The organism is Stenotrophomonas sp. CASM110 (genome assembly GCF_049384345.1).
GTDB lineage: Bacteria > Pseudomonadota > Gammaproteobacteria > Xanthomonadales > Xanthomonadaceae > Stenotrophomonas > Stenotrophomonas muris.
In genome coordinates this window covers 22,214-48,457 of record NZ_JBMRGI010000004.1, presented here as the reverse complement: position 1 = coordinate 48,457, position 26,244 = coordinate 22,214, and the positions used below count along the sequence as shown (strand labels likewise).

23 protein-coding genes are annotated in these 26,244 nt (G+C 68.2%); 6 read left to right on the top strand and 17 right to left on the bottom strand.

Features of this window, described 5'->3' with window-relative positions; translation table 11 throughout:
- Positions 1-5 precede the first annotated feature (5 nt).
- The 6 genes from VG561_RS04135 to VG561_RS04110 form a co-directional block, all read right to left on the bottom strand.
- A complete protein-coding gene (locus VG561_RS04135; protein WP_046431232.1) occupies positions 6-932 on the bottom strand; it encodes a FecR family protein in 927 nt (308 codons plus the stop codon).
- The gene (locus VG561_RS04130) at positions 929-1,438 is read right to left on the bottom strand and encodes an RNA polymerase sigma factor (protein ID WP_046431229.1); all 510 of its coding nucleotides are present in this window, start codon (positions 1,436-1,438) and stop codon (positions 929-931) included. Before VG561_RS04130 ends, VG561_RS04135 begins: the two co-directional genes overlap by 4 nt.
- 123 nt (positions 1,439-1,561) lie before the next feature.
- Positions 1,562-2,068, bottom strand: coding sequence for a hypothetical protein (locus VG561_RS04125; RefSeq protein ID WP_014647517.1), 507 nt, complete (start codon positions 2,066-2,068; stop codon positions 1,562-1,564).
- A 99-nt stretch (positions 2,069-2,167) separates the two neighbouring features.
- The gene (locus VG561_RS04120; RefSeq protein WP_014647516.1) at positions 2,168-2,392 is read right to left on the bottom strand and encodes a hypothetical protein; all 225 of its coding nucleotides are present in this window, start codon (positions 2,390-2,392) and stop codon (positions 2,168-2,170) included.
- Positions 2,389-3,090: a glutamine amidotransferase gene (locus VG561_RS04115; protein ID WP_423179399.1), complete on the bottom strand. Its 702-nt coding sequence runs from the start codon at positions 3,088-3,090 to the stop codon at positions 2,389-2,391. Before VG561_RS04115 ends, VG561_RS04120 begins: the two co-directional genes overlap by 4 nt.
- Positions 3,087-3,860, bottom strand: a complete 774-nt coding sequence (locus tag VG561_RS04110; protein ID WP_041863572.1) for a YggS family pyridoxal phosphate-dependent enzyme — start codon at positions 3,858-3,860, stop codon at positions 3,087-3,089. Before VG561_RS04110 ends, VG561_RS04115 begins: the two co-directional genes overlap by 4 nt.
- A 76-nt stretch (positions 3,861-3,936) precedes the next feature.
- Here VG561_RS04110 and ptsJ point away from each other — a divergent pair, with 76 nt between their 5' ends.
- A complete protein-coding gene (gene ptsJ, locus VG561_RS04105) occupies positions 3,937-5,223 on the top strand; it encodes a transcriptional regulator PtsJ (protein ID WP_046431219.1) in 1,287 nt (428 codons plus the stop codon).
- Positions 5,224-5,325: 102 nt separating this feature from the next.
- On the opposite strand, the gene VG561_RS04100 is transcribed toward ptsJ, so the two are convergent.
- From VG561_RS04100 to VG561_RS04070, 7 genes are all read right to left on the bottom strand, one after another.
- On the bottom strand, positions 5,326-5,832 hold the full coding sequence (locus VG561_RS04100) for a hypothetical protein (RefSeq protein WP_032957269.1): 507 nt from the start codon (positions 5,830-5,832) through the stop codon (positions 5,326-5,328).
- A gap of 81 nt (positions 5,833-5,913) precedes the next feature.
- Positions 5,914-9,024 carry an error-prone DNA polymerase gene (locus tag VG561_RS04095; RefSeq protein WP_134809016.1) on the bottom strand — a complete coding sequence of 1,037 codons (3,111 nt, stop codon included), beginning with the start codon at positions 9,022-9,024 and terminating at the stop codon, positions 5,914-5,916.
- 6 nt (positions 9,025-9,030) lie between these two features.
- On the bottom strand, positions 9,031-10,440 hold the full coding sequence (locus VG561_RS04090) for a Y-family DNA polymerase (RefSeq protein WP_014647510.1): 1,410 nt from the start codon (positions 10,438-10,440) through the stop codon (positions 9,031-9,033).
- 9 nt (positions 10,441-10,449) lie between these two features.
- The gene (gene imuA / locus VG561_RS04085) at positions 10,450-11,064 is read right to left on the bottom strand and encodes a translesion DNA synthesis-associated protein ImuA (protein ID WP_014647509.1); all 615 of its coding nucleotides are present in this window, start codon (positions 11,062-11,064) and stop codon (positions 10,450-10,452) included.
- A gap of 219 nt (positions 11,065-11,283) precedes the next feature.
- Positions 11,284-12,291: a cyclase family protein gene (locus VG561_RS04080; RefSeq protein WP_053496083.1), complete on the bottom strand. Its 1,008-nt coding sequence runs from the start codon at positions 12,289-12,291 to the stop codon at positions 11,284-11,286.
- Between the two features lie 36 nt (positions 12,292-12,327).
- A complete protein-coding gene (locus tag VG561_RS04075) occupies positions 12,328-12,978 on the bottom strand; it encodes a DsbA family oxidoreductase (protein ID WP_053496081.1) in 651 nt (216 codons plus the stop codon).
- Positions 12,979-13,070: 92 nt separating this feature from the next.
- Positions 13,071-14,021, bottom strand: a complete 951-nt coding sequence (locus VG561_RS04070) for a LysR substrate-binding domain-containing protein (RefSeq protein WP_197574931.1) — start codon at positions 14,019-14,021, stop codon at positions 13,071-13,073.
- Positions 14,022-14,153: 132 nt separating this feature from the next.
- Between VG561_RS04070 and VG561_RS04065 the strand changes: the two genes are divergently transcribed.
- Positions 14,154-15,044, top strand: a complete 891-nt coding sequence (locus tag VG561_RS04065) for a sterol desaturase family protein (protein ID WP_423179398.1) — start codon at positions 14,154-14,156, stop codon at positions 15,042-15,044.
- Between the two features lie 9 nt (positions 15,045-15,053).
- Here the strand turns inward: VG561_RS04065 and VG561_RS04060 are convergent, their stop codons facing one another.
- Together VG561_RS04060 and VG561_RS04055 are read right to left on the bottom strand one after the other, a co-directional pair.
- Positions 15,054-15,758 (bottom strand): AraC family transcriptional regulator, encoded by a 705-nt coding sequence (locus tag VG561_RS04060; RefSeq protein ID WP_046431199.1) that lies wholly within the window; start codon positions 15,756-15,758, stop codon positions 15,054-15,056.
- A 166-nt stretch (positions 15,759-15,924) separates the two neighbouring features.
- Complete coding sequence (locus VG561_RS04055) at positions 15,925-16,359, bottom strand: VOC family protein (protein ID WP_164167738.1); 435 nt, start codon at positions 16,357-16,359, stop codon at positions 15,925-15,927.
- 337 nt (positions 16,360-16,696) lie between these two features.
- Between VG561_RS04055 and VG561_RS04050 the strand changes: the two genes are divergently transcribed.
- On the top strand, positions 16,697-19,492 hold the full coding sequence (locus VG561_RS04050) for a beta-glucosidase family protein (RefSeq protein ID WP_423179397.1): 2,796 nt from the start codon (positions 16,697-16,699) through the stop codon (positions 19,490-19,492).
- Positions 19,493-19,590: 98 nt separating this feature from the next.
- Here the strand turns inward: VG561_RS04050 and VG561_RS04045 are convergent, their stop codons facing one another.
- On the bottom strand, positions 19,591-20,487 hold the full coding sequence (locus tag VG561_RS04045; RefSeq protein WP_423179396.1) for a LysR family transcriptional regulator: 897 nt from the start codon (positions 20,485-20,487) through the stop codon (positions 19,591-19,593).
- Positions 20,488-20,592: 105 nt separating this feature from the next.
- Here VG561_RS04045 and VG561_RS04040 point away from each other — a divergent pair, with 105 nt between their 5' ends.
- The 3 genes from VG561_RS04040 to VG561_RS04030 all read left to right on the top strand — a co-directional run bounded on the left by VG561_RS04040 (position 20,593) and on the right by VG561_RS04030 (position 24,464).
- Positions 20,593-21,951, top strand: coding sequence for an MFS transporter (locus VG561_RS04040; protein ID WP_423179395.1), 1,359 nt, complete (start codon positions 20,593-20,595; stop codon positions 21,949-21,951).
- A complete protein-coding gene (locus VG561_RS04035) occupies positions 21,951-22,337 on the top strand; it encodes a DUF4440 domain-containing protein (RefSeq protein WP_049440941.1) in 387 nt (128 codons plus the stop codon). Before VG561_RS04040 ends, VG561_RS04035 begins: the two co-directional genes overlap by 1 nt.
- 216 nt (positions 22,338-22,553) lie before the next feature.
- Positions 22,554-24,464, top strand: coding sequence for a CocE/NonD family hydrolase (locus tag VG561_RS04030; RefSeq protein ID WP_423179394.1), 1,911 nt, complete (start codon positions 22,554-22,556; stop codon positions 24,462-24,464).
- Positions 24,465-25,206: 742 nt separating this feature from the next.
- Here the strand turns inward: VG561_RS04030 and VG561_RS04025 are convergent.
- Positions 25,207-26,160 (bottom strand): helix-turn-helix transcriptional regulator, encoded by a 954-nt coding sequence (locus VG561_RS04025; RefSeq protein WP_423179393.1) that lies wholly within the window; start codon positions 26,158-26,160, stop codon positions 25,207-25,209.
- Between the last annotated feature and the right edge of the window lie 84 nt (positions 26,161-26,244).

Below are 26,244 nucleotides of genomic sequence, written 5' to 3'. Positions count from 1 at the left end.
CGATGTCAGGGTGCATCGCGATGTTCCCTGCGTGGCGGCAGCCACACCTGCACGCCCGCGCCCAGGCGCAGCACGCGTACATGCAGCTGCGTGGCCAGCTGGTCGCGGCTGCGCGCCGCACCGTCTGCACTGCCGAGCAGGGTGACCGGCTGCTGGCGCAGGTGTGCGCCGATGATCCAGGTGTGGCCGCCATGCCAGCGATCCAGGCCCTGGGTGACCTCGGCCAAGGGCGTGGAGACCCAATGCAGGCGACGCTCGCGCCAGGCCAGGGCACTGTGGCTGGCGGCCAGGCCGATGATCGGTGCCTGTCCATCGAAGCGCAGCTGCTGCCCTTCGATGGCCTGCTCACTGCGGGTGCCGCTGTCCACACGGACGCGATGCTCGGTGACGGTGACCACGCTGTCGTTGTCCTGCACGGCAAGGTCGAAGGCCGTGCCGAGCGCGGTGACCATGCCGTGCGTCGTATGCACCTGGAACGGATGCTGCGCATCGGCGGCTACCTTGAACCAGGCTTGGCCGTGCTGCAGCTGCAGCTGGCGGCGCTGTGCATCGATGCGGACATGGACTTCGCTTCCGGGTGACAGCAGCACGTGCGAGCCATCCGGCAGTACTTCTTCACGGATCTCGCCTGTCGCCGTGCGCATCACCTGCGCGGCCGGTGGTGCGGCCTGGCGGGTATACAGGCCCAAGGCGCAAAGCAGCAGCACGGCAGTGCCGGCGTCGCGCAGGTGCCGGCGCTGCCGCTTGCGCTGATGCCGCTGCAGGCTGGGCGTGGCATCACCGGCCTGCCAGAGCGCCTGCAGGTGCTGGTACTGCGCGGCGTGGCGGCAATCGGCGTAGTACCACTGGTTGAAGGCACGCTCGTCGCGGCCGCCGTCGTGGCCGTCCAGCCACCAGCGCGCGGCCTCGCGCGCGATCGCCTCCGGGCTCATGCGCCGGGTACCTGCTGCAGCGCCACCAGCGCACGCAACAGATGGCCGTGCGCGGTCTGCCGGCTGATGCCGAGCCGGCGGCCGATCTCGGCCAGTGCCATCTGCTCCACCCGGGCCAGCAGGAATACCTGGCGCGAGCGCGGTGGCAGCGCGGCGATGATCGCGTCGAGATGGCGCAGCTGTTCGGCGTCCAGCAGGTGCTGCTCCGGCAGCGGCGCAGGATCGGCGAGGGCGTGCAGTTGGGCATCATCCAGCGCTTCCTCACGACGGCGCTGGCGTTGCCGGTAGTGATCGGCGATCAGATTGTGGGCGACGCGGTACAGGTAGGCGCGGCCGTTGCTCAGCAGGCCGCTGGCGGCGACCTTGAGGACACGCAGCCAGGTTTCCTGGACGACGTCATCGGCGTCGCTGCGTTGCGGGAGTTTACGGCGGACATGGGCGTGCAGCGGCCGGTAATGGGCCGCGCACAGCTGCGCGACATCCGTCGGTTCGACAGGCGTGGACACGGGGCGGGCGACAACTGGGAAAGGGAACAGCCCGCGGCGGCAAGGGCAGCGGCTGCACCTTACAGCAAAAGAGAATCATTTGCATCTATCGATGGGCGTGACACGCCTGCCCGGGACGGGAGATCAGCGCGGGCGATAATCGCAGTGGATCTGCAGGGCTTCGGTGGGGTTGTGATGCAGCTTGAAGCCGCAGCGCTGCAGGCTGCGCTTCACCCGCGCGACCGCTTCGGCATGGCGGGCGACGCGACGATCCTGCCAGCGTGGCGGGGTGAATACGCCCACGGGCAGCAGCCGTAGCCGCTTGCCGTGCAGTACCAGCGAGACATCGATATGACGGCCATCGATGTCGTGGCCGTTGGCGCCGAAGATGGCATCGACCTCATCATGGCGTTGCGGATAGCAGGCCCGGAACAACGCGATACCGAGCCAACGCACGCCACGACGGAAGCTGCCGAGCCGGCTGTGGCTGGGTTCGAAGCCGCGCGTGAGCAGCAGTCGCAGCCCGGCAGGCAGCATTGCCTGCGCATCGAGCAGGCGTTGCAGTACCTCTTCTTCCAGTTGGATACGGGTGGAGGGCCAGCGCGGGGCGACCAGCAGCCCGTGGTGGCTGCCGCGTTGCAGGGTCAGCATGCGTGAAGCTTCGCACGCGGGCGAACAGCCGTGGTAGTGCCGGCCGCTGGCCGGCCAGATTCGGGTGCCGGGCCCCGGCCGGCACTGCCGTGACGATCGTCAGATGTCGCGGTACTGGATCTGCGAAGCCAGTACGCGCAGGCCGTCGGCATTGCTGGACAGGATGCGCTCTTCGCCGACACCTTTCTGCCGTTTCAGCTGGAAGCCCTGTTCGGCAGGCAGCTGCGCGGCGATGGTGTCCATGCGTTGCATGGCATCGGGGCCGCTGCAGTCGAAGTGGCCCCAGTGGGCGCCATCGCGGTGGATCTGCAATCGGTAGTTCATTGCGGTGTCTCCGGCAGCTCCTGCAGCCAATGGTCGAACATCGCGGTGGCCGCCGCAGCCAGCGGTGCACCGTAACGGCGTGCCTGGGCGCGAAGATCGTTCGGATCGATGCCGGCCTGCGCCAGCTCCAGGGTGTGGCCGATCAGCCAGCGTTCGAACTGGCGGGCATCCAGTTCCGGGTGGCATTGCAGGGCCAGCGCATGGCTGCCCATGGCGAAGGCCTGGTGGCGGCAGGCCGGCGTGCTGGCCAGGCGACGTACACCGGCCGGGAGTTCGAACGCCTCGCCATGCCAATGCAGTACCGGAATGCCCTGCAGGGCCTGCAGTGGCGAGCGTTGGCCGTCATCGGTGAGCAGCAGCGGCGCAAAGCCGATCTCCTTGCCGCCACTGGCGGCGACGTCGGCACCGAGTGCGCGCGCCATCAGCTGCGCGCCGAGGCAGATGCCCAGCGTGGGCCGTTGCTGCTGCAGCCGACGTTGCAACAACGCGATGCTGTCGTTGAGGAAGGGATAGCGATCAACATCGTTGACGCTGACCGGGCCGCCCAGCACGACCAGCAGGTCGGCGGTTTCGGCGGAGTCGAGCGCGTCGATACCGGCCTGCAGCACCTGCAGCTGCCAGCCCTGTGCCGACAGCAGTGGCTGCAGGGTGCCGAGGTCTTCAAAGGCGACGTGTTGCAGGACGACCGCGTGCTTCATGCGGAGGCTCCATTGCTGGGCCAGTAGAAACTGTCCGGGGTGGCGCGTGCGCCGAAGATGGCCTGCCCGACGCGGACCACGGTGGCACCTTCCTCGATCGCCACTTCGAAGTCTCCGGACATGCCCATGGACAACTGCGAAAGGTCGATGACGGGAGGTGCAGTGCGCTGCAGCTGGTCGCGCAGTTCGCGCAGGCGCACGAAGCAGGCACGCACGCGTTCGACCTCCGGGGTGAAGATGGCCAGCGTCATCAGGCCGCGTACGCGCAGGCGATCGAACGCTGGAAGCTGCTGCACAAAGGCCTCGACGGCAGCGGGTTCCAGGCCATACTTGCTGGGTTCGGCAGAGGTGTTGACCTGCACGAACACATCCAGCGTGCGGTCTTCCAGCTGCAGGCGCTGCTGCAGTGCTTCGGCCACGCGCAGGCTGTCCAGCGCCTGGAACTCGCTGGCGAAGCGCGCCACGTAGCGCGCCTTGTTGGTCTGCAGATGCCCGATCACCGACCAGTGCACGCCAAGATCGGCCATCGTCTCGGCCTTGCGTTGCGCCTCCTGCACCTTGTTCTCGCCCAGCTCGCGGCAACCGGCGGCCACCGCCATGCGGATGCGGGCGTCATCGACGGTCTTGCTGACCGGCAGCAGGCGCACGCTGGCCGGGTCACGGCCGACGCGGGCGCAGGCATCGGCGATGCGTTGGCGTACCGTGACCAGGTTGGCGGCGATCTGTTCAACGGACTGGGCGACGGGCCAGTCGGCAGCGGCAAGGGGCATGCGGGCACCTCCAATGCAGGGTGGCCAGGGTGGGATACACTGGCACAGGACAAGAGATATTTTGGCATAGGACAAAATGAAAATCACCGGGCACAGCGCCGAGTCGATCTTCGACAGCATCCGCGACGGCATCGGCAAGGGTCGCCTGCCGGCCGGTAGCGTGCTGCCGCCGGTGCGTGAACTGGCCGAGCAGCTGGGCGTGAACCGCAACACCGTGGCTGCTGCCTACAAGCGCCTGGATGCGGCGGGACTGGCCAGCACGGCGGGCCGCCGCGGCACGGTGGTGCGTGGCCTGCCGCCGCCGCTGGCGCGCGAGGGCAGCACCCCGGGGCTGGCGCTGCAGGACCTGGCCGGTGGCAACCCGGATCCGCGCCTGCTGCCGAACCTGCGCCTGACCCCGGCGGCGCCGCGGCTGTATGGCGTGGGTACGGTCGACACGAGGTTGCAGGCGCTGGCACGCGCCTCGCTGGATGCGGATTGCCCCGAGGGATATGCGCTGGAGCTGACCCATGGCGCCGTCGATGGCATCGAGCGCCTGCTGGCGGCGTGGCTGCTGCCGGGTGATCGCATCGCGGTGGAGGATCCATGCTTCCTCGGCAGCCTCAATGTGCTCAATGCGTCGGGTCATGCGCCGTTGCCGGTGGCGGTGGATGCCCAGGGCATGCAGGTCGAATCGCTGCGGCAGGCGCTGGAGGCTGGTGCACGTGCGGTGCTGCTCACCCCCCGGGCGCACAATCCGACCGGGGCCAGCCTGGATGCGAAGCGGGCGCGGGCGTTGCGGCAGTTGCTGGCGGCGTACCCGCAGGTAGCAGTGCTGATCGACGATCACTATGCGCTGCTCTCGCAGCAGGCCTATCACTCGGTACTGCCGCTGGATGGGCGGCGCTGGGCGCTGCTGCGTTCGTTGTCCAAACCGCTCGGCCCGGACCTGCGGCTGGCCTGGCTGGCCTGCGATGAAGAAACCGCGATGCGGTTGCGGCTGCGATTGGCATCCGGTATCGGCTGGGTCAGTCACCTGCTGCAGGACGCGGCAACCTCGGTGCTGGCGTCGTCAACGCAGCGGGCGAAGATCGCCTCGGCAGGCGAGCGTTACCAGCAGCGCCTGCAGTCGCTGCAGGAACTGCTGCGCGCGCGTGGCGTGCCGACGCCGCTGCCGATGGAGGGATTGAACCTGTGGCTGCCGTTGCCGGGCGACAGCCATCCGCAGGTGCTGGCGCTGGCCGCGCGCGGATGGCATGTGCGCGCTGGCGAGGTGTTCGCGGTGGCGGCGCCGGCACATGGCCTGCGCATCACCTGCGCGGCGCTGGGCGCGGCGCAACTGCGGCCGCTGGCTGACGACCTGGCGGCGGTGTGCGGTCTGTAGCGTCGAGCGATGCTCGACGTTGCTTCGCCTTTGTAGAGCCGAGCCATGCTCGGCTGCTGTTGGTAGAAGCAGTCGAGCATGGCTCGACGCTACAGAAGCAGATCAGGGCGCGGCGTTGGCGCCCGGGCGCACGTAGTAGGACTGGCCGCTGTCATCGACGAACATCAGTTCCGGCTTGCCCTGCCATGAGGTGAGCATGGCGCCGGTGTTGTTCTGGTGCTTGACCATCAGGCTGGCACCACGGTCCGGGTTGGCCACCACCTTGAACACTTCCGTGGTGCCATTGGCATCGTCCAGGGTCAGCACGGCTTCACCGCCGCGATCGCTGGTGCCATAGCCCCCGCGTTCGGAGCCATCCGGGCCGAGCAGGATCAGGCCGGACAGGGCGGTAGCGCGCGGCCCCTGGATACGGCCCCGGCTGAGGGGGTCGGGCACCGGCGCGCCTAGGATCACCCGGGGTTGGCCCGTGCCATCGTGGATGATCAGCCCGCGCGCTTCGATGATGCGCTGTGGCGATTGGCTGCGATGCAGGCTCCAGGCGGTCCAGCCGGAAACCAGCAGGGCGAGTGTGGAGACCACCAGCGTGGTCAGCAGCAGTGCGCGCGGCATCGTGTCGTCCTTCCTTGGATGCAGCGACGATAGCGGATGCGGGCGACCGATGGCCAGTTCATTGTGTGACGCTGTGTATCGTCAATGGAAATCGCGGCTGTGGCTGCGCAACCCCTGCAACAGTTCATCCAGGCAGTGCATACGCTGCACGATGACATGCTGCACGCCATCGACGCGTTCCAGGCGGCCGTCGATCTGCATCAGCCGGGTATCGACCAGGACCCGGTGCTGGCGATCGGCCAGGTGCCGCCAGACCACGGCATTGACCATGCCGGTCTCGTCTTCAAGGGTGAGGAAGGTAACGCCACTGGCGGTCTGCGGGCGCTGGCGCATGCGGACCAGGCCGGCGATGCGCACGCGACGGCCATGGCCGTGGCCCGCAAGCTGCGCGGCATCCAGGCAGCCGCGGCTGCGCAGCTGCGTGCGCAGGAACGAGATCGGGTGGCGGCCGAGGGTGGTGCCGATGCTGCGGTAATCGGCCTGCATGTCCTCCCAGGCGCTGGGCAGGGGCAGCGGCACGCGTGCTTCAGCGGTGGCGCGGGCCTGGTCGAACAGCGGCAGCCGGTTCTCCACGCCGGAGATATCCCAGCGTGCACGATGGCGATGGCCGCTGAGCCCGCGCAGCGCACCGGCATCGGCCAGCAGGCCCTGCTGGCGGCGATCCAGGGCGGTGCGCTGGCACAGGTCGCCCACATCGTCGAACGGGCGCCGTGCACGTTCGCGCATGATGGCCTGTACAGCCGCTTCATTGCAGCCGTCGACCAGGCGCAGGCCGAGCCGGATCGCGGCCGCGCCCCTGCTGAAATCCAGCGTGCAGTCCCAGTCGCTGTGGCGCACGTCCACGGGAAGCACGCGGATGCCATGCCGGCGCGCGTCCTGCAGCAGCTGGTCGGGGCTGTAGAAACCCAGCGGCTGGCTGTTGATCAGGCTGGCGGTGAACGCGGCCGGATGGTGGCATTTCAGCCAGCAGCTGTTATAGGTCAGCAGGGCGAAGCTGGCGGCGTGGCTTTCCGGGAAACCGTAATCACCGAACCCCTTGATCTGCTCGAACAGGTGCTCACCGTATTCGCGGCTGAAGCCGTTTTTCAACATGCCTGCCAGCAGTTTTTCACGATGCGGTTCCAAGCCGCCACGGCGTTTCCAGGCCGCCATCGAACGGCGCAGGGCATCGGCCTGGCCAGGCGTGTAACCGGCTGCTTCGACCGCCAGCTGCATCACCTGTTCCTGGAACAATGGCACGCCCAGCGTGCGTGCGAACACGCGTTCCAGCTGCGGTGGGTAGAGCGGGTTGTCCGGGTCGTTCAACGCGTCCGGTCCCTGTTCGCGCAGGATCCGGCGCCGCTCCAGATAGGGGTGCACCATGTCGCCCTGGATCGGGCCAGGGCGCACGATTGCCACCTCGATCACCAGGTCATAGAACGTGCGTGGCTGCATGCGCGGCAGCATCGCCATCTGTGCGCGCGATTCGATCTGGAACACGCCGATGGTGTCGGCGGCGCAGATCATGTCGAAGGTCTTTGCATCCTTGGGCGGGATCGCATCCATGCGTCCTTCATGCAGGCCATGCTGTTTCAGCATGGCCAGGCACTTGCGGATGGCGGTAAGCATGCCCAGCGCCAGGCAGTCGACCTTCATCAGGCCGGTGGCATCCAGATCGTCCTTGTCCCATTGGATGACGGTGCGGTCGGCCATCGCCGCGTTTTCCACCGGCACCAGGGTCGACAGGGGATGTTCGGAAATCACGAAACCGCCGGGGTGCTGCGACAGGTGGCGCGGGAAGTCGATCAGCTCGGCGGTCAGCGCCAGCAGGCGCCGCATCAAGGGCGTGTCCGGATCGAAACCGCGCTCGCGCAGGGTTTCCGGCAATGGGATGTTGCCGCCCCAGTGGTCCATCGCCGCGCCCAGTTCGTTGACCTGGTCCATCGGCAGGCCAAGTGCACGCGCCACGTCGCGGATCGCGCTGCGGCCACGGTAGCTGATTGCCACCGCGGTCAGTGCGGCGCGCTCGCGGCCATAGCGCTTGAACACGTACTGCAGCACTTCCTCGCGGCGCTCGTGCTCGAAATCGATGTCGATATCCGGTGGCTCGTCGCGCTCGGCGGAGATGAAGCGCTCGAACAGCAGGTTGCTGCGTGCCGGGTCGATCTCGGTCACGCCCAGCACGAAGCACACCGCGGAGTTGGCCGCCGAGCCGCGGCCCTGGCAGAGGATGTCCTGGCTGCGCGCGAAGCGCACGATGTCCTGCACGGTGAGGAAGTACGAGGCGTAGTTCTTCTGCTTGATCAACGCCAGTTCGTGTTCGATCTGCTCGCGTTGTTTCGGTTCGATGCCGCCTTTCCAGCGCCAGGGAATGCCACGCTCGACCAGCACGCGCAGCCAGCTGTCCGGGTCATGCCCCTCGGGCACCAGCTCGCGTGGGTAGGTGTACTGCAACTGTTCCAGGGTGAAGTGGCAGCGCTCGGCGATGCGCAGGGTCTCGGCCAGCAATTCGGGCGGATACAGTTGGGCCAGCGCGGTGCGCGGACGCAGATGGCGCTCGCCGTTGGGGAACAGGCGCCAGCCAGCCTCGGCCACGCTGCAGCGGTGGCGGATCGCGGTCAGGGTGTCCTGCAGGGCGCGGCGGCGGCGCACGTGCATGTGCACGTCGCCACTGGCGACCAGCGGCAGGCGGTGGCGTTCGCCGAAGGCCTGCAGCTGCTGCAGGCGACGTGCGTCGTCGTGTTCGTGGTGCAGCTCCACCGCCAACCACAGCCGATCATTGAAGCCGGCGCGCAGCAGTTCCAGGTCGGTGGCGGCCGGTTGCCGGTCCAGCCACAGGCACAGCAGGCCGTCGGGCAGGCCGAGCAGGTCCTTGCGCAGGCAGCGGTACTCGCCCTTGGCTGCGCGCCGCCGGCAGGTGGTGATCAACTGGCAGAGCCCGGCATAGGCGGCCTGGTCGGTGCACAGCAGGGCCAGCTTCGGCCCGTCCTCGACCTGGAATTCGGCGCCGACGATCAGCGCCACGCCATGCGCCTTCGCCGCCTGCCAGGCGCGCACGATGCCGGCCAGCGAGCATTCGTCGGTGATCGCCAGTGCCCGGTAACCCTGGCCAGCGGCGCGCGCGAACAGTTCTTCGGCGATCGAAGCACCGCGCTGGAAACTGAAGGCCGACAGGCAGTGCAGTTCGGCGTAGCCGGGCAGTTCGCTGTGCATGGCGGCTCAGCCGAACCAGCCGTGCAGCATCCACGGCGCATGCGGATCGTTGCGCTCACGGAAGGCCCAGCCGCGCTGGCCGTGTGCGGTTTCCACCACGTAGTAGTCGCGGCGTGCGTCGGCCTGGTCCCACCAGCCCGATTCGATCCGCTCCGGCCCGGCGACGATGCGCAGGCGCGGGTCACGCAACGGTTGTGGGGTGTCCAGCAACCAGCCGGGGCGCAGTGGCCAGTACGACGGGGGCTTGGCCGGTGGCTGGGTGCCACTGGCGCGTTCGGGGCGATGGTCGGCCTGCACCGCCAGCGGCTGCACGGCGTCATCACCCAGCCGCGCACGCAGGCGCTCGCGCAGCTGGTTCCAGGGCATCGCCTGCGCCGGCCGGGTATCGAACAGGTCGCGCGCGGCGGGCACGAACGGTGGCAGCTGCTCGGCCTGCAGGCGCAGTGCGCGGCTGCCGGCCGGCAGGGCGAACGCTTCCATGCGGTTGCGTGCGATCTCGAACAGCAGCGCAGGATCGCGTTCGGGGGCCAGCAGGCCGATGGTCAGCACGCTGGCCGGCAGCAGGTCGTGCTCGAAATGCAGGTTGAAGCGCTGCACGCCGCCATCGCGCGAACACAGGAAGGCGGCCAGGTCCAGCAGCAGGCGGCGCAGCGGGAACAGCAGGGCCTGGCTGGATTCGATCTCGTATTCGAATTCGATGCGCGCATCGAAACGGTCCGGTGGCTGGTAGTAGCGCAGCGGCGCGGTGGGCAGGCCGCGCAGTGCATCCAGCTGCTGCAGTACCTCCGGTGCGAAGCGCCGGGCCAGGCTGTCACGCGGCAGCTCGAGCACCGCACCCAGCGTGCGCAGGCCGGAACGGCCGAGCACGGTCACCGCGTCGCTGGGCAGGCCGCAGCGCGGCAAGGGTAGCTGCGCCAGTGCCGCTGGCAGCTGCTGCGCATCGATGCCGAGGCCGTCGTGGACGTTGGCCAGCACGCGCGCGGCATGTGCCGTGGGGGCGGCCACCAGGCGGTGGCGGAAACCGAGTTCATGCAGTTCGTTGCGCAGGCGCTTTTCGATCGTCAGCCAGTCACCGAACAGGGCACGGCTGGCGCCGATTTCCAGCACCAGTGCATGCGGGAAATCGAGGCTGACCTGCGAGCTGTAGGCGTAGGCCCAGCTGGCCAGCAGCTGCCGGGTGTGCTGTTCCGCGTCAGGGTCGTAGTCGTGCAGGTGCATGTCCTGCACCAGCACCTGCGCGGCCGACAGCAGCATGCCCGGGCGCAGCCCTGCTGCGCGCGCGGCCGGGCTGACCGCACGCAGCACGCGGCGCTGCGCTGGGCCCTGCAGCAGCACCAGTGGCCGCTGGGGGTCCGGCTGCAGGCGCAGCACGCTGTCCAGCGCCAGCTGCGGCAACAACAGGCAGGCCCAGTGCATGGCGCGGCCTCAGTGGGTGATGGCCAGTGGCAACGGCTGCGCGGGTGGCAGGCCGCCACGGCACTTCAGCACCCTTACCTGGCCGTGGTCGAGCTGCAGGCGCAGGCTGGCCGGGGAGGGGTTGCGCGCTGCCTGCGCCTCGCGGAACACGAAGCCCAGGCACTGGCCGCTGTCGGCGGCGACCTGCAGCCGGCGCAGGGCGCGATCGTCGGCCTGGTGCGGCCAGCACAGCACCGCCGCGCAGGCGGCAGAGCGCAGGCATTGTTCGGCCGCCCACAGCGCCTGCTTCGGCGCAGCGTGGATGATCTGCAGCTGGGCCAGATCCAGCCCGGCCGCGGCCCAGGCCGGGGCATGCGGGCGATAGGGTGGGGCGACCAGCACGATCGGGCGGTCGCGCTGGCTCAGCCTGGCCAGCGCCGGCCAGACCAGGGCCAGTTCGCCAACGCCCGGCGCCGCCTGCAGCACCTCGCACAGCCCGCTGGCCGGCCAGCCGCCGCCGGGCAGGCGTGCGTCCAGCGCCGGGTGACCGCTGGCCAGGTGGTCGCTGGCCGGCCCCTGGCGGGCCGGGCCGCGCCACAACTGGCGGCCGTCCAGCAGCCGGTCGAGGGCGACGACGGCGCCCATCAGCCGGTCCTCCAAGGGAGGCGCCGGGCGGGCTGGAAGCGGCAGGAATGGGCGGAAACGACAGGCATGGAGCGAGTATCGGCGGGCTGGTATCAGGGGCTGAGACCAGACATGCTACTCGCCTTGTGAGTAGAATTACTAATGAAATTGGCGGGCCGGGTTTCAGGTTGCTGAAGTGGGAAAGGAGTGCCGAGCCAGGTCGGCACCCACAGGGCCCGGTTACGGGCGGACCGGCAGCGCGACCGGGCGCAGCGGCGCGGCATCGCCGCCGCGGATCTTCAGCGGGCCGCCGATGAAGGCGAACTCGTAGACCTTGTCGCGGGCCAGTTCATCCAGCGCCACCAGTTCGATGATCGGCGCGCCCTGCTGGGCCAGCAGGTAGGTGTGCAGCGGCACGTAGTCGTCGGCCACCTCCGAGGGGAAGGTCTCGAAGCTCAGGTTGTCGGCGCCGACGATCATCGCGCCGCTGTCCTCAACCAGGAAGCGCGCCGCGTCCAGGCCCATGCCCGGCGGGTTGGCCATGTAGGCCTTGGGCTGTTCGAACAGGCGCATGCGGCCGGTGCGGATCAGCACCACGTCGCCCTGCTGCAGCTTCACCCGCTGGCGTGCCAGCGCATCCTTCAGGTCCTGGCGGGTGACGCGGTAGCTGTCCGGCAGCATGTCCACGCCCTTGGCGGCGGCCACGTCGATCAGTACGCCACGCGCGATCAGCGGCGGGAATTTCTCGATGCCGGTGACATTCCAGCCACGATCGCCGAGATGCTTGTCGGCCTCGAAGCCGTTCCAGATCTTTCCGTGGATGCCGAAGTGGTTCAGGGCATCGATGTGGGTGCCGGTGTGGCTGTACATCGAGAACGCGGTGCCGGTGTAGCTGCGGGTGAGGTTCATGGTCTCGCCCACGCCCATCGGATCATCCATCACCGTGCCGCGCGGGGTGTGGGTCATCCAGAACTGGTAGTGCGGGTCGCCGGCGTCCTGCCAGCTGGGCATGCCGACGTAGTAGTCGGTGGCCAGGTCATAGGCCTTGCCGCCGCTGACCCGCGACAGGATCGCCGCACGCGAGGCTTCGGTGATCAGGTTGAGCCGGCCGATCTCGTCCTTCGGCCCCCAGGGGCTGGTGCCGACCTGCTGGCCGGAGGGAACGCGTTCGTGCGCGGACACGGTGGTGGACGCCGCGGTGCCGGCCAGCAGCAGGGCCAGCGCGCTGGCCAGGATACGTGGGGTCATGGGGGAATCTCCTTGCAGGGTGGGGGAGGGTGCGGCTCAGGCCGCGACCAGGGGCGCCAGGGCCTGGCGCAGTTGCGGCAGCGGCAGGGTCTGCAGGCGCAGGCCGTTGCCGCCGATCACGGTGGGAATGGAGCGGATGCCGAGGGCAGCGGCGTCGGCACGATCGGCCTGCACGTGCTGGCGTACTGCGTCGCTGCGCATGTGGTCAGCGAAGGCACCACGGGGATGGCCCAGTGATTCGGCGATATCCAGCAGCACTTCGGCGTCGCCGATGTTGCGGTGCTGGTGCAGGTGCGCCCATTGCACCGCGTCGAACATTGCGCCATGGGCATCATTGCCGCCGATCAACCCTGCGGCCTGGCAGGCCAGTGCGCCGAGCCAGCCGGAGGGATATTCGAAGTCCTGTGCGCGCATGCCTTCGATATCGATGCGCGCGCTGTCTTCATGCGCGGCGCAGTCGGTCCAGTGGCGCAGGATGATCGCCTTGGCGCGCTCCATCGAGCCGAACACCTCGACCATCTGCGCGCGCGAGTCCTGCAGCACGAAGCTGCGATGGCGCACCTGGATGCCGAGTTCGGCCGAGACCTGCTGCAGGCGCGGGGCCAGCACGAAGCACCAGCCGCAGACCACGTCGTGGAAGAAGTCGACCACCGGCGCGGCGGTGGCGGGGGAAGGAACGGGAGACATCTGCCTGCCATCGGTGAGAGGGGAGGCGGCAGATTAGGCAGCGCGGTGGGGCCGAAACAGCGCGCCGTGGGCAGCTCAGTTTTCGCTGGCGGTTACGAATCCAGGCCGGCGCAGCGGGGCAGCTCGGCGTGCAGGAAATCGATGAAGGCACGCACCTTGGGTTGCAGGTGGCGCGACGTGGGATAGACCGCATGCACGAAGCGTGGCGGATAGCGGTGGTCGGGCAGCACCTGTTGGAGTTCGCTACGGGCCAGCGCTGGTGCCGCCAGGAACGAGGGCAGGGCGCCGATGCCCATGCCGGCCACCAGCAGGTCGCGCAGCAGCAGGCTGTTGTTGACGGTGACGCGTGCCGGCAGGGTGATGGTCACCTGCCCATCCGGGCCGAGCAGCGGCCAGCTGCCGGGGGAGTCGGACAGGCTGTAGGCCAGCACACTGTGCACCTGCAGATCGTCCACCGACTGCGGTGCTGGACGCTGCCGCAGGTAGGACGGGGCAGCGCACAGCACCTGTTGCAGCGAGGCAAGCCGGCGCGCCACCAGTCGCGAGTCGTCCAGCTCGGCACGCAGCCGCAACGACACATCGAAACCCTCACCGACCGCATCGAGCAGGCGATCTTCCATCACCAGGTCCAGCGACAGCTGTGGATGCTGTTGAAGGAAGCGTGGCAGCAGCGGCGACAGCGTGCTCAGTGCGAACGACTGCGGTGCATTGACACGCAGGCGCCCGGCCACCTCGCCACGCTGTTCGGCGATGCCACGTTCCAATGCGTCCAATTCGTCGAGCAGGCGGCAGCATTCGCGGTAATAGGCGTGGCCGGTCTCGGTCAGGCTCATGCGCCGCGTGGTCCGCTGCAGCAGCACCACGCCCAGGTGCGTTTCCAGCGCGCGCAACTGCTTGCTCAGCCCGGCCGGCGACATGCCCAGGTCTTCGGCAGCGCGGGCCAGCCCGCCGCGTTCGACGATGCGGCGGAAGGCGCGCATCAGGTTGAAGGAATCCATGCCGGTACCGGGCGCGATGAGGGCGCCATTGTAGATCCACGCCATCCGTGGGTGGGGGAAACGCGGTGTCGGCCAAAGGGGGGATATCCACCGAGGCGGGGCGGGTTGCGCCGTTTGTTCAAGCGCGCAACCGTCGTGCCGCGCCAGCATGCAGGCCCCTCACGTTCCGGGTTGCCCATGAAACACTGGATCCTCCGCCTGTATGCCCCGTTGTTCCTGCTCGGTTTTGTTGCCGCCGCCGTCGTCTGGGTCGGCCACCTCCATGGCGATCCGCTATGGCTGCTGGCCTTGCTGGCGGTCGCCATCGCGGTTTCGTTCGCTGCCGAACGTGCCTGGCCGTATGACCCCGCGTTCAACCACGACCACGGCGACAGTCTGCGTGACACCCTGCATGCACTGGTCAACGAAAGCCTGAACCTGCTGTCGATCGCTGCGGTGCCGCTGCTGGCAGCGCTCCTTCCGTGGCAGCTGTGGCCGCTGCAGTGGCCGTTCGTTCTGCAGGTACTGCTGGCCATCGTCTGCGCCGACCTTGGCATTACCCTGGTGCACTACGCCAGCCATCGCATCGGCTGGCTGTGGCGGTTGCACGCGGTGCATCACAGCGTCACCCGCATGTACGGCTTCAACGGCTTGATGAAGCATCCGCTGCACCAGGCGGCCGAAGCAGTGGGCGGCGTACTGCCGCTGCTGCTGTTGGGCCTGCCGATGCCGGTGGCTGCGGTGCTGGCCTTCGCCATTGCCATCCAGCTGCTGCTGCAGCACTCCAACGTGGACATGCGCCCGGGCCTGCTGGGCCGGGTGATGGCGTGGGCGCCGCTGCACCGCTTCCACCACATGCGTTACGGCACCGCTGGCGACGTCAACTTCGGCCTGTTCCTGACCGTCTGGGATCACCTGCTGGGGACCGCCTTCGATGCGCCGGGCTATCGGCTGCAGCAGCGCGACCTCGGCATCGGCAGCCAACCGGACTATCCGCGCGATTATCCGGGACAGCTGCTGGCGCCGTTCCGCGAACTGCCGCACGGCGAGGGGCCGGAGCTGCCGGAAGGTCTGCGCAGGCGCGGATGATGGGCCGTGTCAGGCCGCTTGAAGCTGCAGGCCCTGCAGCTGCGCGGCACCGATACCGAACATGCGGCGCAGGCTGCGCGACAGATGGGCCAGATCGGCGAATCCAGCGGCATGCGCACTGTCGGTCAGGGTGTGCCCGCGCAGATGATGCATGAGTGCGCGGCGCAGCCGCTGCCACAGCACCCAGCCGCGCAGGGTCACCGCCAGATCAGACTGGAAACGCCGGTGCAGCTGGCTGGTCGACAGGTGCGCCGCCCCGGCGATATCGGCGGCCGGCACCGGGCCGGGCAGGTGCTGGGCGATACGGGCCAATGCCGCCTGCACGCGGCGGTCCAGCGGTTGCGGGCGGCTCAGCCGTGGCAGCCAGCCGTGCAGTTCCAGCGCGTTGCCCGGCAGTGCGTGCAGGTATTGCTGGATCTGTGCGGGATTGGCATGCGTCGGCTCAAGAAACACCGTGCAGCCTGCTTCTGGCGCTAACAGGATCGCGTGCGGCTGGAATGATGGCAGCCACAGTCGCTGGCCTTGCTGCTGCACGCCATCGACCTCGACCTGCCAGGCTGCGCCGTCGCTGAGCAGCAGTTGATGGGCGTAGTGCGCGTGCGCGGCGCTGTCACCGGCATGACCCTGCAGCACGGCCACGTGAGCATCCAGCAGCAACGTGCCATTCCAGGGCAGGGTGGGGGAGGACATTGAGGGATTGTAGATCCATGCCATGCGTGGATGAATCTCAATCGAAATCGATTATTTCGACAGACGGATTGCACGGCGTCAACGCAACCGGCCCTACCCCGCCAACCCACAGGAAGCCCGCTTTTGCTTCGGCTGTTGCTTCTGAGGTTGCCTACCGCGGGTGCCGGGCGCTGCCCGGCCGTGCGCCCCCTCAGCGCCCGTTCGGATCCGGCCGGTGATGCACGTATTCAACCACGGTGCCATCGGGATGCACCGCGTTGAACGCCGCCCCGGTCGGGACTACCTGCAGCGGGAAGATGATCTCGGCGCCGGCGGCGACCAGTTTGTCGTGATAGGGCCGAACATCATCGACCAGCAGTGTCCCCGTGGTCGAGGTGAACGGGGCCAGTGCCGCCTGGCTGCCTTCGATCAGCAGGAAGGCGCCGACCATCGCCAGGCGCAGCCCGGCTTCCGGGAACGGGAACCCCGCATCGGCTACCACGCCCTGCAACTGCTCGTAGAACGCCACGCTGCGCTCCAGCTCGCCCGGGGCCACGAACACCCGGATCAGCACGCGCGGCGCGCGCTGGCTGGAGGTGTCACAGCGGTCGCGCCAGAGATGATCGAAGTCGCGATGTACGGTCATGGGCTCGATTCGTGGCCAGGGATCTCCATTATCAGCAGCCTCGCGCGGCGCGCTGATGACCGCCAGTGATGGCCTGATAACCATTGGCCGGGTTGCCCCTGTGACTTAGGTCCTGTTGACAGGTGTGAACGCCCTCGCACAATCTTCACAGGATTGGGTCGCCCTGCGCGGCCCGGGCAGGCAGGTTGTCACGCCGGGAGGAGGGTCCCGCGCGCAGACCGGCCCGTCCATCGGCCTGCGGGGCGTTGCCTGGCAACCCCTGCGCGGCATGAACGCTGCACCCTTCGGCGGCACTTTCCCTGGACCGATTGCCTTGGCAACGGAATTACGCCTGCCGATGAAAACGTTTACAAAACCGCTTGCACTGTCTCTGGCCCTGTCTGCCGCACTGGCCGCTCCGGCCTGGGCCGACCCGGCCGCGTTCACTGTGCTGACCCTGGAACAGGCGCCCAACGCCGAGGCGATGCCGGCCCTGGCCGCGCAACTGAAGAGCCTGAAGGTGGATGCGGTGAGCGTGCGCCAGGTGCAGCGCGGCATCGGCCAGGTCGATCCGCTGCAGGTGCTGGCCGATGGCCTGGGCTACGAGTACCGCTTCATTGCCGCCGGCAAGGACGATGGCCAGACCCAGCGCGGCCAGGCTGTTCTGACCCGGCTGCCGATCGCCGCTGAATCCGGCCCCGACCAACCGGGCCTGAACTACCTGCGCCTGGACGACGGCCGCCACACTGTGGCGGTCTATACAGATGCCGGTGCAGGTGCGGCGCAGCTGCCGGCGCTGGTCACCCGTTCGCGGCTGGGTGCACCGGCGGTGCTGCTCGGCGCGGTGGCCGGTGAATCGGCCAAGGCCGCAGGCTTCGATCCGGCGCGTGTGGCGCTGGAAGCCGATGCCAGCTATTTCAGCGACGGCTTCCAGGCCGCCAGCAGCGCGCCGTTCAAGGTGGAAGGCAGCACGCTGCGTGCCACCCTGCTGACCCTGGCCTATGCCGCCGACAAGCACGGCGACACGCCGTGGATGGACACCACGCTCAACGCCGATGCGCGCGCTGCGCTGCTGCTGAAGGCGATGACCGAGGATGAGAAGTTCCAGATGCTGCACAGCTACTTCGGGCTGGGCAAGGACGGCGGCCCGCTGCCGGAAGGTGCGGTCGGTTCGGCCGGCTTCGTGCCGGGCGTACCGCGGCTGGGCATCCCGTCGCAGCAGTCGGCCGATGCCGGTGTCGGCGTGACCAATCCGGGGGGCATCCGCCCGGGCGACTTCGCCACGGCGATGCCATCGGGCCCGTCCACCGCATCGAGCTGGAACCGCGAAGTTGCCTTCGCCGGTGGCGCCACGATGGGCCGCGAGGCGTGGCAGCAGCGCTTCAATATCCTGCTGTCGGGCAGCGTCAACCTGCAGCGTGACCCGCGCAACGGCCGCAACTTCGAGTACGCCGGCGAAGACCCGCTGCTGGCCGGCTCGATGGTTGGCGCGCTGATCCAGGGCGTGCAGAGCCAGCACGTGATCTCCTCGATGAAGCACTTCGCGCTGAACGACATGGAGACCCGTCGCAACTTCCACGACGTGCGCATCGGCGAACAGGCCATGCACGAGTCGGACCTGTTGGCCTTCGAGATCGCGCTGGATGCCGGTCGCCCGGGCGTGGCGATGTGCTCGTACAACAAGATCAACGGCACCTACGGCTGCGAGAACGGCTACCTGATGAACCAGGTGCTGAAGCAGGAATGGAAGTTCCCCGGTTTCGTGATGTCCGACTGGGGTGGCGTGCACAGTGGCTCGAAGGCTGCGCTGGCCGGCCTGGACCAGCAGTCGGCCGGTGAGGTGTTCGACGCGGCGGTGTTCTTCGATGAACCGCTGCGCCTGGCCGTGCATGGCGGCGTGGTGCCGCAGGCGCGCCTGAACGACATGGTGGCGCGCATCCTGCGCACGATGTTCCTGCATGGCAACTTCGACAACCCGCCGCAGCACCAGAAGGTGGATGCCGAGGCCGGCTTCGCCGTTGCCCAGCGCACGGTGGAGGAGGGCAGCGTGCTGCTGCGCAATGAGGGCAACCTGTTGCCGCTGGCCGACAGCGTGAAGCGCATCGTCATCATCGGCGGCCATGCCGACAAGGGCGTGATCGGTGGCGGTGGTTCATCGATGGTGGGCGTGACCGCCAAGGGCACCAACGCGGTGCCCGGCGTGATGCCGACCACCTGGCCGGGCCCGGTGATCTTCCATCCGTCCTCGCCGCTGGAATCGCTGCGTGCGGCGCGCCCGGACGCGACTATCACGTATGTGGATGGCACCAACGCCGCTGCTGCGGCCAAGGCGGCCGCGCAGGCGGACGTGGCCATCGTGTTTGCCACGCAGTGGGCTGCCGAATCGGTGGACCTGCCGGACATGCAGCTGCCGGACGACCAGGATGCCCTGATCTCGGCAGTGGCCAAGGCCAACCCGAAGACCGTGCTGGTGCTGGAAACCAACGGCCCGGTGCGCACACCGTGGCTGGCGCAGGTGCCGGCGATGCTGCAGGCCTGGTACCCGGGCATCCGCGGTGGCGAAGGCATTGCCGCACTGCTGACCGGCCAGGTCAATCCGTCCGGCCGCCTGCCGGTGACCTGGGTGACGGACGAATCGCAGCTGCCGCGCCCGCACATCGACGGCCTCGGCTTCAAGCCGGCCAAGCCGTTCGGTGATGTGTTCGATTTCGATATCGAAGGCGCCAACGTCGGCTACAAGTGGATGGCGGCCAAGGGCCTGACCCCGACCTTCGCCTTTGGCCATGGCCTGTCCTACACCTCGTTCGCCTATGACAACCTGAAGGTGAGCGTGGAAGGTTCGCGCCTGGTCGCCAGCGTCGACATCCGCAACACCGGCAAGCGCGCCGGTGCTGACGTGGCCCAGCTGTACCTGAAGCTGCCGGCCGGCAGCACCACGCCGATCCGCCTGATCGGCTATGACAAGGTGACCCTGCAGCCGGGCGAACAGCGCCGCATCCGCATCGAAGCCGAGCCGAAGACGCTGGCCCACTACGATGCACAGGCGCGCCAGTGGAAGATCGACGGTGGCACCTACCAGGTGCAGCTGTCGCGCAACGCCGCCGAACCGCTGCAGACGGTGGACGTGCAGCTGGTGGAGCAGGTGCTGCGCTGAGGCTTGAAGGCACGGCCCGCAAGGGCCGTGCCTGAAAAAGGGGACGGAGGGGATTAAGTCGTTTATGCATAAACGACTTAATCCCCTCCGTCCCCTTTTCATATGGCGAACCACCCGCGCAGGAAATCGATCAGCTGCCGCACCTTCGGCGAGGGCTGCGTGCTGTGCGGGTAGACCGCGTACACGCTCTGCTGCGGGAAGCGGTGCTGGCGCAGCACCGGGCGCAGGCGGTCCTGGGCCAGGTCGTCCTCGATCAGCCAGCGTGGCAGCACGGTGACCCCGGCGCCGGCCACGGCGAAGGCGCGCAGGCTGCTGGCGCCATCCACGCGCACCACTGCATTGCCCGGGTTGGTGGCAAACAAGGCATCGCTGCCGTCGGGCGCGACCACCGGCACGTCGACCAGGCGCGGGTAACCCAGACGGGGCAGGGTGCCCAGTTGCACGGGGTCATTGGCCGCATCGGCAGAGGGCAGGCGTGCCAGCAGGGACGGAGCCGCCACCGCGCACAGCGGGTGCCGTTCCAGTTCACTGGCATGCAGGCCCGAATCGGGCAGACGGCCGAGACGGATCGCCAGGTCGAAGCGCTCGGGAATCAGGTCTGCCGGCGCGGGAGACGTGGACAGATGCAGCTGCAGGGCCGGATGCCGCGCACGGAAGGCTTCCAGTGCGGGAATCAGGCGAAGCTGCGCGTACTCCGGGGTGGTGGTCAGGCGCAGCACACCCTGCAGCTGGTGCTGGTCGCGCCGCGCGGCATCGATTGCCGCCTGCGCGGCATCCAGCGCCTGTACGCAGTGCTGCAGGAACTGTTCGCCAGCGTCGGTCAGGGCCAGGTGGCGGGTACTGCGCAGCAGCAGGGTCACGCCCAGCTCCTGCTCCAGCCGCTTCAGGTTGAAGCTGACCACCGCACGGCTCAGGCCGAGCCGATCGGCCGCTGCGGTCAGGCTGCCGGCCTCGACCACGGCACGGAAGATATCGAAGCGATCGAGGCTGACCATGGCGATTCATTGTCAAAACAGATTTGACAGTGTTGCAGGTGTTGTCGTGTTTTTCCAACAAAGCCCGGACGGCATGCTGGACGCTTCCTTGCTGGAGCACCGCCGATGCCGTCCCCCCGCCTGCGCCATGAGGCGATCTTCCTGCTGGTGTTCGCCCTGGATCTGGTCAACATGTTCATCGCCACGGTGGCCTATCCGGCACTGGCAGCGGAACTGCACGCTGATGTCGGTACCCTGGCCTGGGTGGGCACCGCCTACATGCTGGGCCTGAGCGTGGTGATTCCGCTGGCGCCCTGGTTGGCCGCGCGCTGTGGTGAGCGTCGCCTGCTGCTGGTGGCGTTGCTGTTGTTCGCGGTTGCCGCTGTGCTGGCCGGCGCCGCACCGGGTATCGGCTGGCTGCTGGGCTGGCGCCTGCTTCAGGGGCTGGCCGGCGGCCTGCTGATTCCGGTGGCACAGGCGGCAGCGTACCGACAGTGCACGCCGGACCAGCGTGGCGCGCTGACCCGCCGCATCCTGCTGGTGGCGCTGCTGGTGCCCGCACTGGCGCCAGCGCTGGGCGGGTTGCTGGTGCAGTGGTTGTCCTGGCGCGGTGTGTTCTGGGCCAGCCTGCCGTTGGCGGTGGTGGCGATCAGCCTGGTGCTGGCCTGGATGCCGGCCGATGGCGCGCGCAGTGCGCCGCGCCTGCAGGCCTATGCGCTGTCCACCGCGATGCTGGCGCTGGGCGCGCTGCTGCTGGCGTTGACCTGGCTGGGTGAACCCGGCCATCGGGCCGCCGGTGCCGTACTGCTGTTGATCGCAATGCTGTTGGCGGCGGCCCACCTGCGGCATGCACGGCAGCAGGCGCAGCCCCTGCTGCGCTGGTCGCTGCTGTCCCATCGGGGCCTGCGCCTGGCGATGCTGGTCTATCTGGCAGTGCCCGGTGTGTTCATCGGCAGCCAGCTGGTCAGTACCCTGCAGCTGCACCAGGCCGGTTACAGCGCGGCACGCATCGGCGCGTTGATGCTGCCCTGGGCGCTGGCCTCGGCCATTGCGATCACGGCCAGCAAGCGCCTGCTGGCGCGCTTCGGCCCGGCCACGGTACTGCGTACGGGCATGCTCCTGCAGGCCAGCGGCCTGCTTTTGATGGCGCTGCTGCCGCAGCCGGCCTTCGCGTTGGCCGGGCTGCTGTTCGCGCTGATGGGCGCCGGCGGCAGCCTGTGCAGCAGCACCGCGCAGACGCTGGCCTTCCATGGGGTCGAGGGCGAAGCATTGGGCGATGCCAGTGCACTCTGGAACCTCAACCGCCAGCTCAGCTTCTGCCTGGGCACCGCGGCCATCGCGCTGCTGCTGGCATTGGCCATGCAATGGCTGCCGGCCCACGGCACCGGCATGGCGCTGGGTCTGGCCGCGGTACTGACCCTGCTGCCGATGGCGCTGCTGCGCCGGCCGCAGTTGCTCACCCTTTCGCAACCGGAGAACATCTGATGGATACCACCGCAGAACATGAAATCCACCACCTGCACGACAAGCTGCAGGCCTGGTTCCGTGCCGATGTCGGCGCCGATGCGCTGGAGGATCTGATGGCGCACTTCAGCGCGGACTTCAGCATGGTCGGCATCGCGGGTCGCCGATTGGATCGGCAAGCCGTGCAGGCGTTGTTCGCGGGCGGTCACGGGGCGCGCCCCGGGCTGCGGATTTCCATCGACGCCGTGCACGCGGTGGAAGCGCCTTCACCGCTGGCGGTGCTGCGCTATCGCGAAGGGCATTCGCTCGATGGCGGCACGCCTGCATGGCGGGAGTCACTGGCGGTGCTGCGGCAGGAAGAGGGTCGCTGGCGCTGGCTGGCACTGCATGAGGTGGTGGTGGCCTGATGTTGTAGAGCCGAGCCTACGCTCGGCTGCTCTTCGGGTAGGTCGCGGCGGTCTGAGCCGAGCGTGGGCTCGGCTCTACAGGACGCACTGCTCCCACATTGGCCGCACATGTGCCATCAGTCCTGCCGGCATCCACCGCAGAATGCAAAGCCCGCACACACTTCATGGCTCGGGGCAGGAGTAGGCTTGGAGCTTTCCTGCCGGGAGGGGTTGTCCATGCGTGTGCGTGCCGTCGCTGTAGCCATTGCCCTTTGCCTGTCCAGCGCCGTGCTGGCCGCCGATACCCCGCCGATGACCCCGGACATCAGCGGCAAGCCCTTCGCTGCCCCCGATGTCGGTCGTGACTACGACAAGCGCGTGGTGATGGTGCCGATGCGTGATGGCACCAAGCTGTATACGGTGATCGTGGTGCCCAAGGGTGCCCGCAATGCTCCGATCCTGCTGACCCGCACCCCCTACGATGCCGCCGGCCGCGCCAACCGCAGTGATTCGCCGCGCATGCGCGACCTGCTGCCACAGGGCGACGAGGTGTTCGTCGACGGCGGTTACATCCGCGTGTTCCAGGACATCCGTGGCAAGTACGGCTCCGAAGGCGATTACGTGATGACCCGGCCGCTGCGCGGGCCGTTGAACAACACCAGGGTGGATCACTCCACCGACGCCTGGGACACCATCGACTGGCTGGTGAAGAATGTGCCGGAGAGTAACGGCAAGGTCGGCATGCTCGGCTCGTCGTACGAGGGTTTCACCGTGGTGATGGCGCTGACCGACCCGCACCCGGCACTGAAGGTGGCCGCGCCGCAGAGCCCGATGGTCGATGGCTGGATGGGTGACGACTGGCTCAACTACGGTGCGTTCCGCCAGGTCAACTTCAACTATTTCGCAATGCAGACCGAGAAGCGCGGCAAGGGCACGCCGCTGCCCAGCCTCGGCTATGACGACTACAGCACCTTCCTGCGCCTCGGTTCGGCCGGTGACTACGCGCGTCTCACCGGCGTGGACCAGCTGACCTGGTGGAAGAAGCTGGTCGAGCACCCGGCCTATGATGGCTTCTGGCAGGGCCAGGCGCTGGACGCGGTGATGGCCAAGACACCGTTGAAGGTGCCGACCATGTGGCTGCAGGGCCTGTGGGACCAGGAAGACATGTGGGGTGCCAACCACGCCTACCAGGCGATGGAAGGGCGCGACAGCGGCAACAACCGCAACTATCTGGTGATGGGCCCGTGGCGGCACAGCCAGGTGAACTACGGCGGCAGCGAGCTGGGTGCGCTGAAGTTCGATGGCGATACCGCGCTGCAGTTCCGTCGCGATGTGCTCAAGCCGTTCTTCGACCAGTACCTGGTGGATGGCGCGCCGAAGGCCGATACGCCGCCGGTGCTGATCTACAACACCGGCGAAAACCACTGGGACCGCCTGAAGGGTTGGCCGCGCAGCTGCGACAAGGGCTGTGCCGCCAGCAGCAAGCCGCTGTACCTGCGCGCCGGCGGCAAGCTGGCGTTCCAGGCACCGGCGGCGGGCGAGGGGGACTTCGAGGAATACGTGTCCGACCCGGCCAAGCCGGTACCGTTCGTGCCGCGCCCGGTCCGCTTCGGCGACCGCGACATGTGGACCACCTGGCTGGTCAAGGACCAGCGATTCGTTGATGGTCGCCCGGACGTGCTGACCTTCATCACCGAACCGCTGACCGCGCCGCTGCGCATTGGCGGCGCGCCGGTGGTGCACCTGCAGGCTTCGACCAGTGGCACCGACAGCGACTGGGTGGTGAAGCTGATCGACGTGTATCCGGACCAGGAAGCGTCGACGCCGGAGATGGGTGGCTACGAGCTGCCGGTGTCGCTGGCGATCTTCCGTGGCCGTTACCGCGAGAGCTTCAGCGATCCGAAGCCGCTGGCCGCCAACCAGGTGCTGCCGTACCGCTTCGACCTGCCCAACGCCAACCACACCTTCCAGAAGGGCCATCGGGTGATGGTGCAGGTGCAGTCCAGCCTGTTCCCCCTGTATGACCGCAATCCGCAGACCTACGTGCCGAACATCTACCTGGCCAAGCCGGGCGATTACCAGAAGGCCACGCAGCGGGTCTGGCACAGCGCAGCGCAGGCCAGTTACATCGATCTGCCGGTGTATTGAGGTTGATGAGGTACGCCGGGTGCGCGATGCCCGGCGGCGGTAGTGCCGGCCGCTGGCCGGCATCGGCGACGGTGCAGGACCGTGTCGACCCAGGTCGACACCTGCCAGGGCTGAGCCATGGCATGTCGAATCAGGCGGCTTTGGTAGTGCCGGCCGCTGGCCGGCATCCGCGACGGCGCGAGAGCATGTCGACCAAGGTCGACACCTACCGGGGCTGAGTCATGGCATGTCGAATCAGGCGGCTTTGGTAGTGCCGGCCGCTGACCGGCTACCGCGACGATGCAGGAGCGTGTGGACCAAGGTCGACACCTGCCAGGGCTGAGCCATGGCATGTCGAATCGGGCGGCTTTGGTAGTGCCGGCCGCTGGCCGGCATCGGCGACGATGCAGGACCGTGTCGACCAAGGTCGACACCTACCGGGGCTGAGTCATGGCATGTCGAATCAGGCGGCTTTGGTAGTGCCGGCCGCTGGCTGGCATCCGCGACGGTGCAGGAGCATGTCGACCAAGGTCGACACCTACCGGGGCTGGCCATGACATGTCGAATCAGGCGGCTTTGGTAGTGCCGGCCGCTGGGCGGCATCCGCGACGGTGCAGGAGCGTGTGGACCAAGGTCGACACCTACCGGGGCTGAGTCATGGCATGTCGAATCAGGCGGCTTTGGTAGTGCCGGCCGCTGGCCGGCATCGGCGACGGTGCAGGAGCGTGTCGACCATGGTCGACACCTACCGGAGCGGGGATTCTCACCCCACCTTCGACGGGCCCGTACGCCAGCGGCTGGGGACCAGGCCGAAGCGCTTGCGGAACGCGGCGGCGAAGTTGCTGGGGTGGCGGTAGCCGCTGGCGGCGGCGGCCTGCTCAACCGTCCATCCGTTTTCGCGCAGGCCCTGTTCGGCATGGCGCATGCGCTGTTCATGCAGGTAGTCGAACACCGAACTTCCATACTGCTGGGCAAAATGGCGGCGCAATGAGCTGGGGCTCATGCAGGCCAGCCGGGCCAGCTCGACCAGGCTGTGTGCATGGCTGGGGTCGTCATGCAGGTAACTGCGTACCCGTTCCAGGCGCTCGCGCTGGCCGGCACGCAGCGTGCGCACCGGGTCGGTCTGCAGATCCTCGGCCTGCAGGCCGAGGGCCAGCAGCTGCAATGCCACGCCTTCGCGCCACAGCGCGTCGATGCCGTCCTGCCACGGGCTGTCGAACAACTGGCCCAGCACCGGCAGCATGGCGTGGGGAATGGCCCAGTGGCGGCATTCCAGGTGCGTGCCAAGCGCTTTTTCCAGCTGTGGCATCTGCAAAACATCCGCGTCGATGCCACCCGGCACGATCACGCTGACCCCGCGCAGGCGCGTTTCGCCGGGGTGCGCGCCGGTCATCTCGATCTGGTCGCGATGGTGGGCGGTCATCGCGGTGCCGGCACGCAGGGTGAAACTTCCGCGTCGCGGGATACGCACGTCGACCTGGCCCTGCAGCATCACGCGGATGGCGAGCCCGGGCCGCTGTTGCGCGGTCGCCACATAGGGGAACCGGTTATGCACGTCGGAGGCGATCAGGCTCATGCCACCGCGCATGAACTGTTCGTTGACTTCGCCGCGGCCGGCCCACTGGTCGTCGCGCAGGTGTTCCGGATCAGCGCGGTAATCGAAGCCGTGGCGTTGGCCGAAGCGGCGGTAATCGGCAAAGGTGAAGTATCGGGACATCGCTCGGCACGTACAGGAGGGGGAGGCGCTGGCGCCATGAGCCCATGTGCTGCCCCGCGTAGCGGGCAGCCTGGAAGGCCGGAA

What these genes read in the sequence shown, in the direction of transcription:
- VG561_RS04030 (WP_423179394.1), top strand. Translation starts at nt 22,554, where the DNA reads ATGCGTGTGCGTGCCGTCGCTGTAGCCATTGCCCTTTGCCTGTCCAGC.
- VG561_RS04095 (WP_134809016.1), bottom strand. Translation starts at nt 9,024, where the DNA reads ATGCACAGCGAACTGCCCGGCTACGCCGAACTGCACTGCCTGTCGGCC.
- VG561_RS04075 (WP_053496081.1), bottom strand. Translation starts at nt 12,978, where the DNA reads ATGTCTCCCGTTCCTTCCCCCGCCACCGCCGCGCCGGTGGTCGACTTC.
- VG561_RS04110 (WP_041863572.1), bottom strand. Translation starts at nt 3,860, where the DNA reads ATGCCCCTTGCCGCTGCCGACTGGCCCGTCGCCCAGTCCGTTGAACAG.
- VG561_RS04090 (WP_014647510.1), bottom strand. Translation starts at nt 10,440, where the DNA reads ATGCACTGGGCCTGCCTGTTGTTGCCGCAGCTGGCGCTGGACAGCGTG.
- VG561_RS04125 (WP_014647517.1), bottom strand. Translation starts at nt 2,068, where the DNA reads ATGCTGACCCTGCAACGCGGCAGCCACCACGGGCTGCTGGTCGCCCCG.
- VG561_RS04065 (WP_423179398.1), top strand. Translation starts at nt 14,154, where the DNA reads ATGAAACACTGGATCCTCCGCCTGTATGCCCCGTTGTTCCTGCTCGGT.
- VG561_RS04080 (WP_053496083.1), bottom strand. Translation starts at nt 12,291, where the DNA reads ATGACCCCACGTATCCTGGCCAGCGCGCTGGCCCTGCTGCTGGCCGGC.
- VG561_RS04120 (WP_014647516.1), bottom strand. Translation starts at nt 2,392, where the DNA reads ATGAACTACCGATTGCAGATCCACCGCGATGGCGCCCACTGGGGCCAC.
- VG561_RS04070 (WP_197574931.1), bottom strand. Translation starts at nt 14,021, where the DNA reads ATGGCGTGGATCTACAATGGCGCCCTCATCGCGCCCGGTACCGGCATG.
- VG561_RS04050 (WP_423179397.1), top strand. Translation starts at nt 16,697, where the DNA reads ATGAAAACGTTTACAAAACCGCTTGCACTGTCTCTGGCCCTGTCTGCC.
- ptsJ (WP_046431219.1), top strand. Translation starts at nt 3,937, where the DNA reads ATGAAAATCACCGGGCACAGCGCCGAGTCGATCTTCGACAGCATCCGC.
- VG561_RS04035 (WP_049440941.1), top strand. Translation starts at nt 21,951, where the DNA reads ATGGATACCACCGCAGAACATGAAATCCACCACCTGCACGACAAGCTG.
- VG561_RS04100 (WP_032957269.1), bottom strand. Translation starts at nt 5,832, where the DNA reads ATGCCGCGCGCACTGCTGCTGACCACGCTGGTGGTCTCCACACTCGCC.
- VG561_RS04025 (WP_423179393.1), bottom strand. Translation starts at nt 26,160, where the DNA reads ATGTCCCGATACTTCACCTTTGCCGATTACCGCCGCTTCGGCCAACGC.
- VG561_RS04045 (WP_423179396.1), bottom strand. Translation starts at nt 20,487, where the DNA reads ATGGTCAGCCTCGATCGCTTCGATATCTTCCGTGCCGTGGTCGAGGCC.
- VG561_RS04040 (WP_423179395.1), top strand. Translation starts at nt 20,593, where the DNA reads ATGCCGTCCCCCCGCCTGCGCCATGAGGCGATCTTCCTGCTGGTGTTC.
- VG561_RS04115 (WP_423179399.1), bottom strand. Translation starts at nt 3,090, where the DNA reads ATGAAGCACGCGGTCGTCCTGCAACACGTCGCCTTTGAAGACCTCGGC.
- VG561_RS04135 (WP_046431232.1), bottom strand. Translation starts at nt 932, where the DNA reads ATGAGCCCGGAGGCGATCGCGCGCGAGGCCGCGCGCTGGTGGCTGGAC.
- VG561_RS04060 (WP_046431199.1), bottom strand. Translation starts at nt 15,758, where the DNA reads ATGGCATGGATCTACAATCCCTCAATGTCCTCCCCCACCCTGCCCTGG.
- VG561_RS04055 (WP_164167738.1), bottom strand. Translation starts at nt 16,359, where the DNA reads ATGACCGTACATCGCGACTTCGATCATCTCTGGCGCGACCGCTGTGAC.
- imuA (WP_014647509.1), bottom strand. Translation starts at nt 11,064, where the DNA reads ATGGGCGCCGTCGTCGCCCTCGACCGGCTGCTGGACGGCCGCCAGTTG.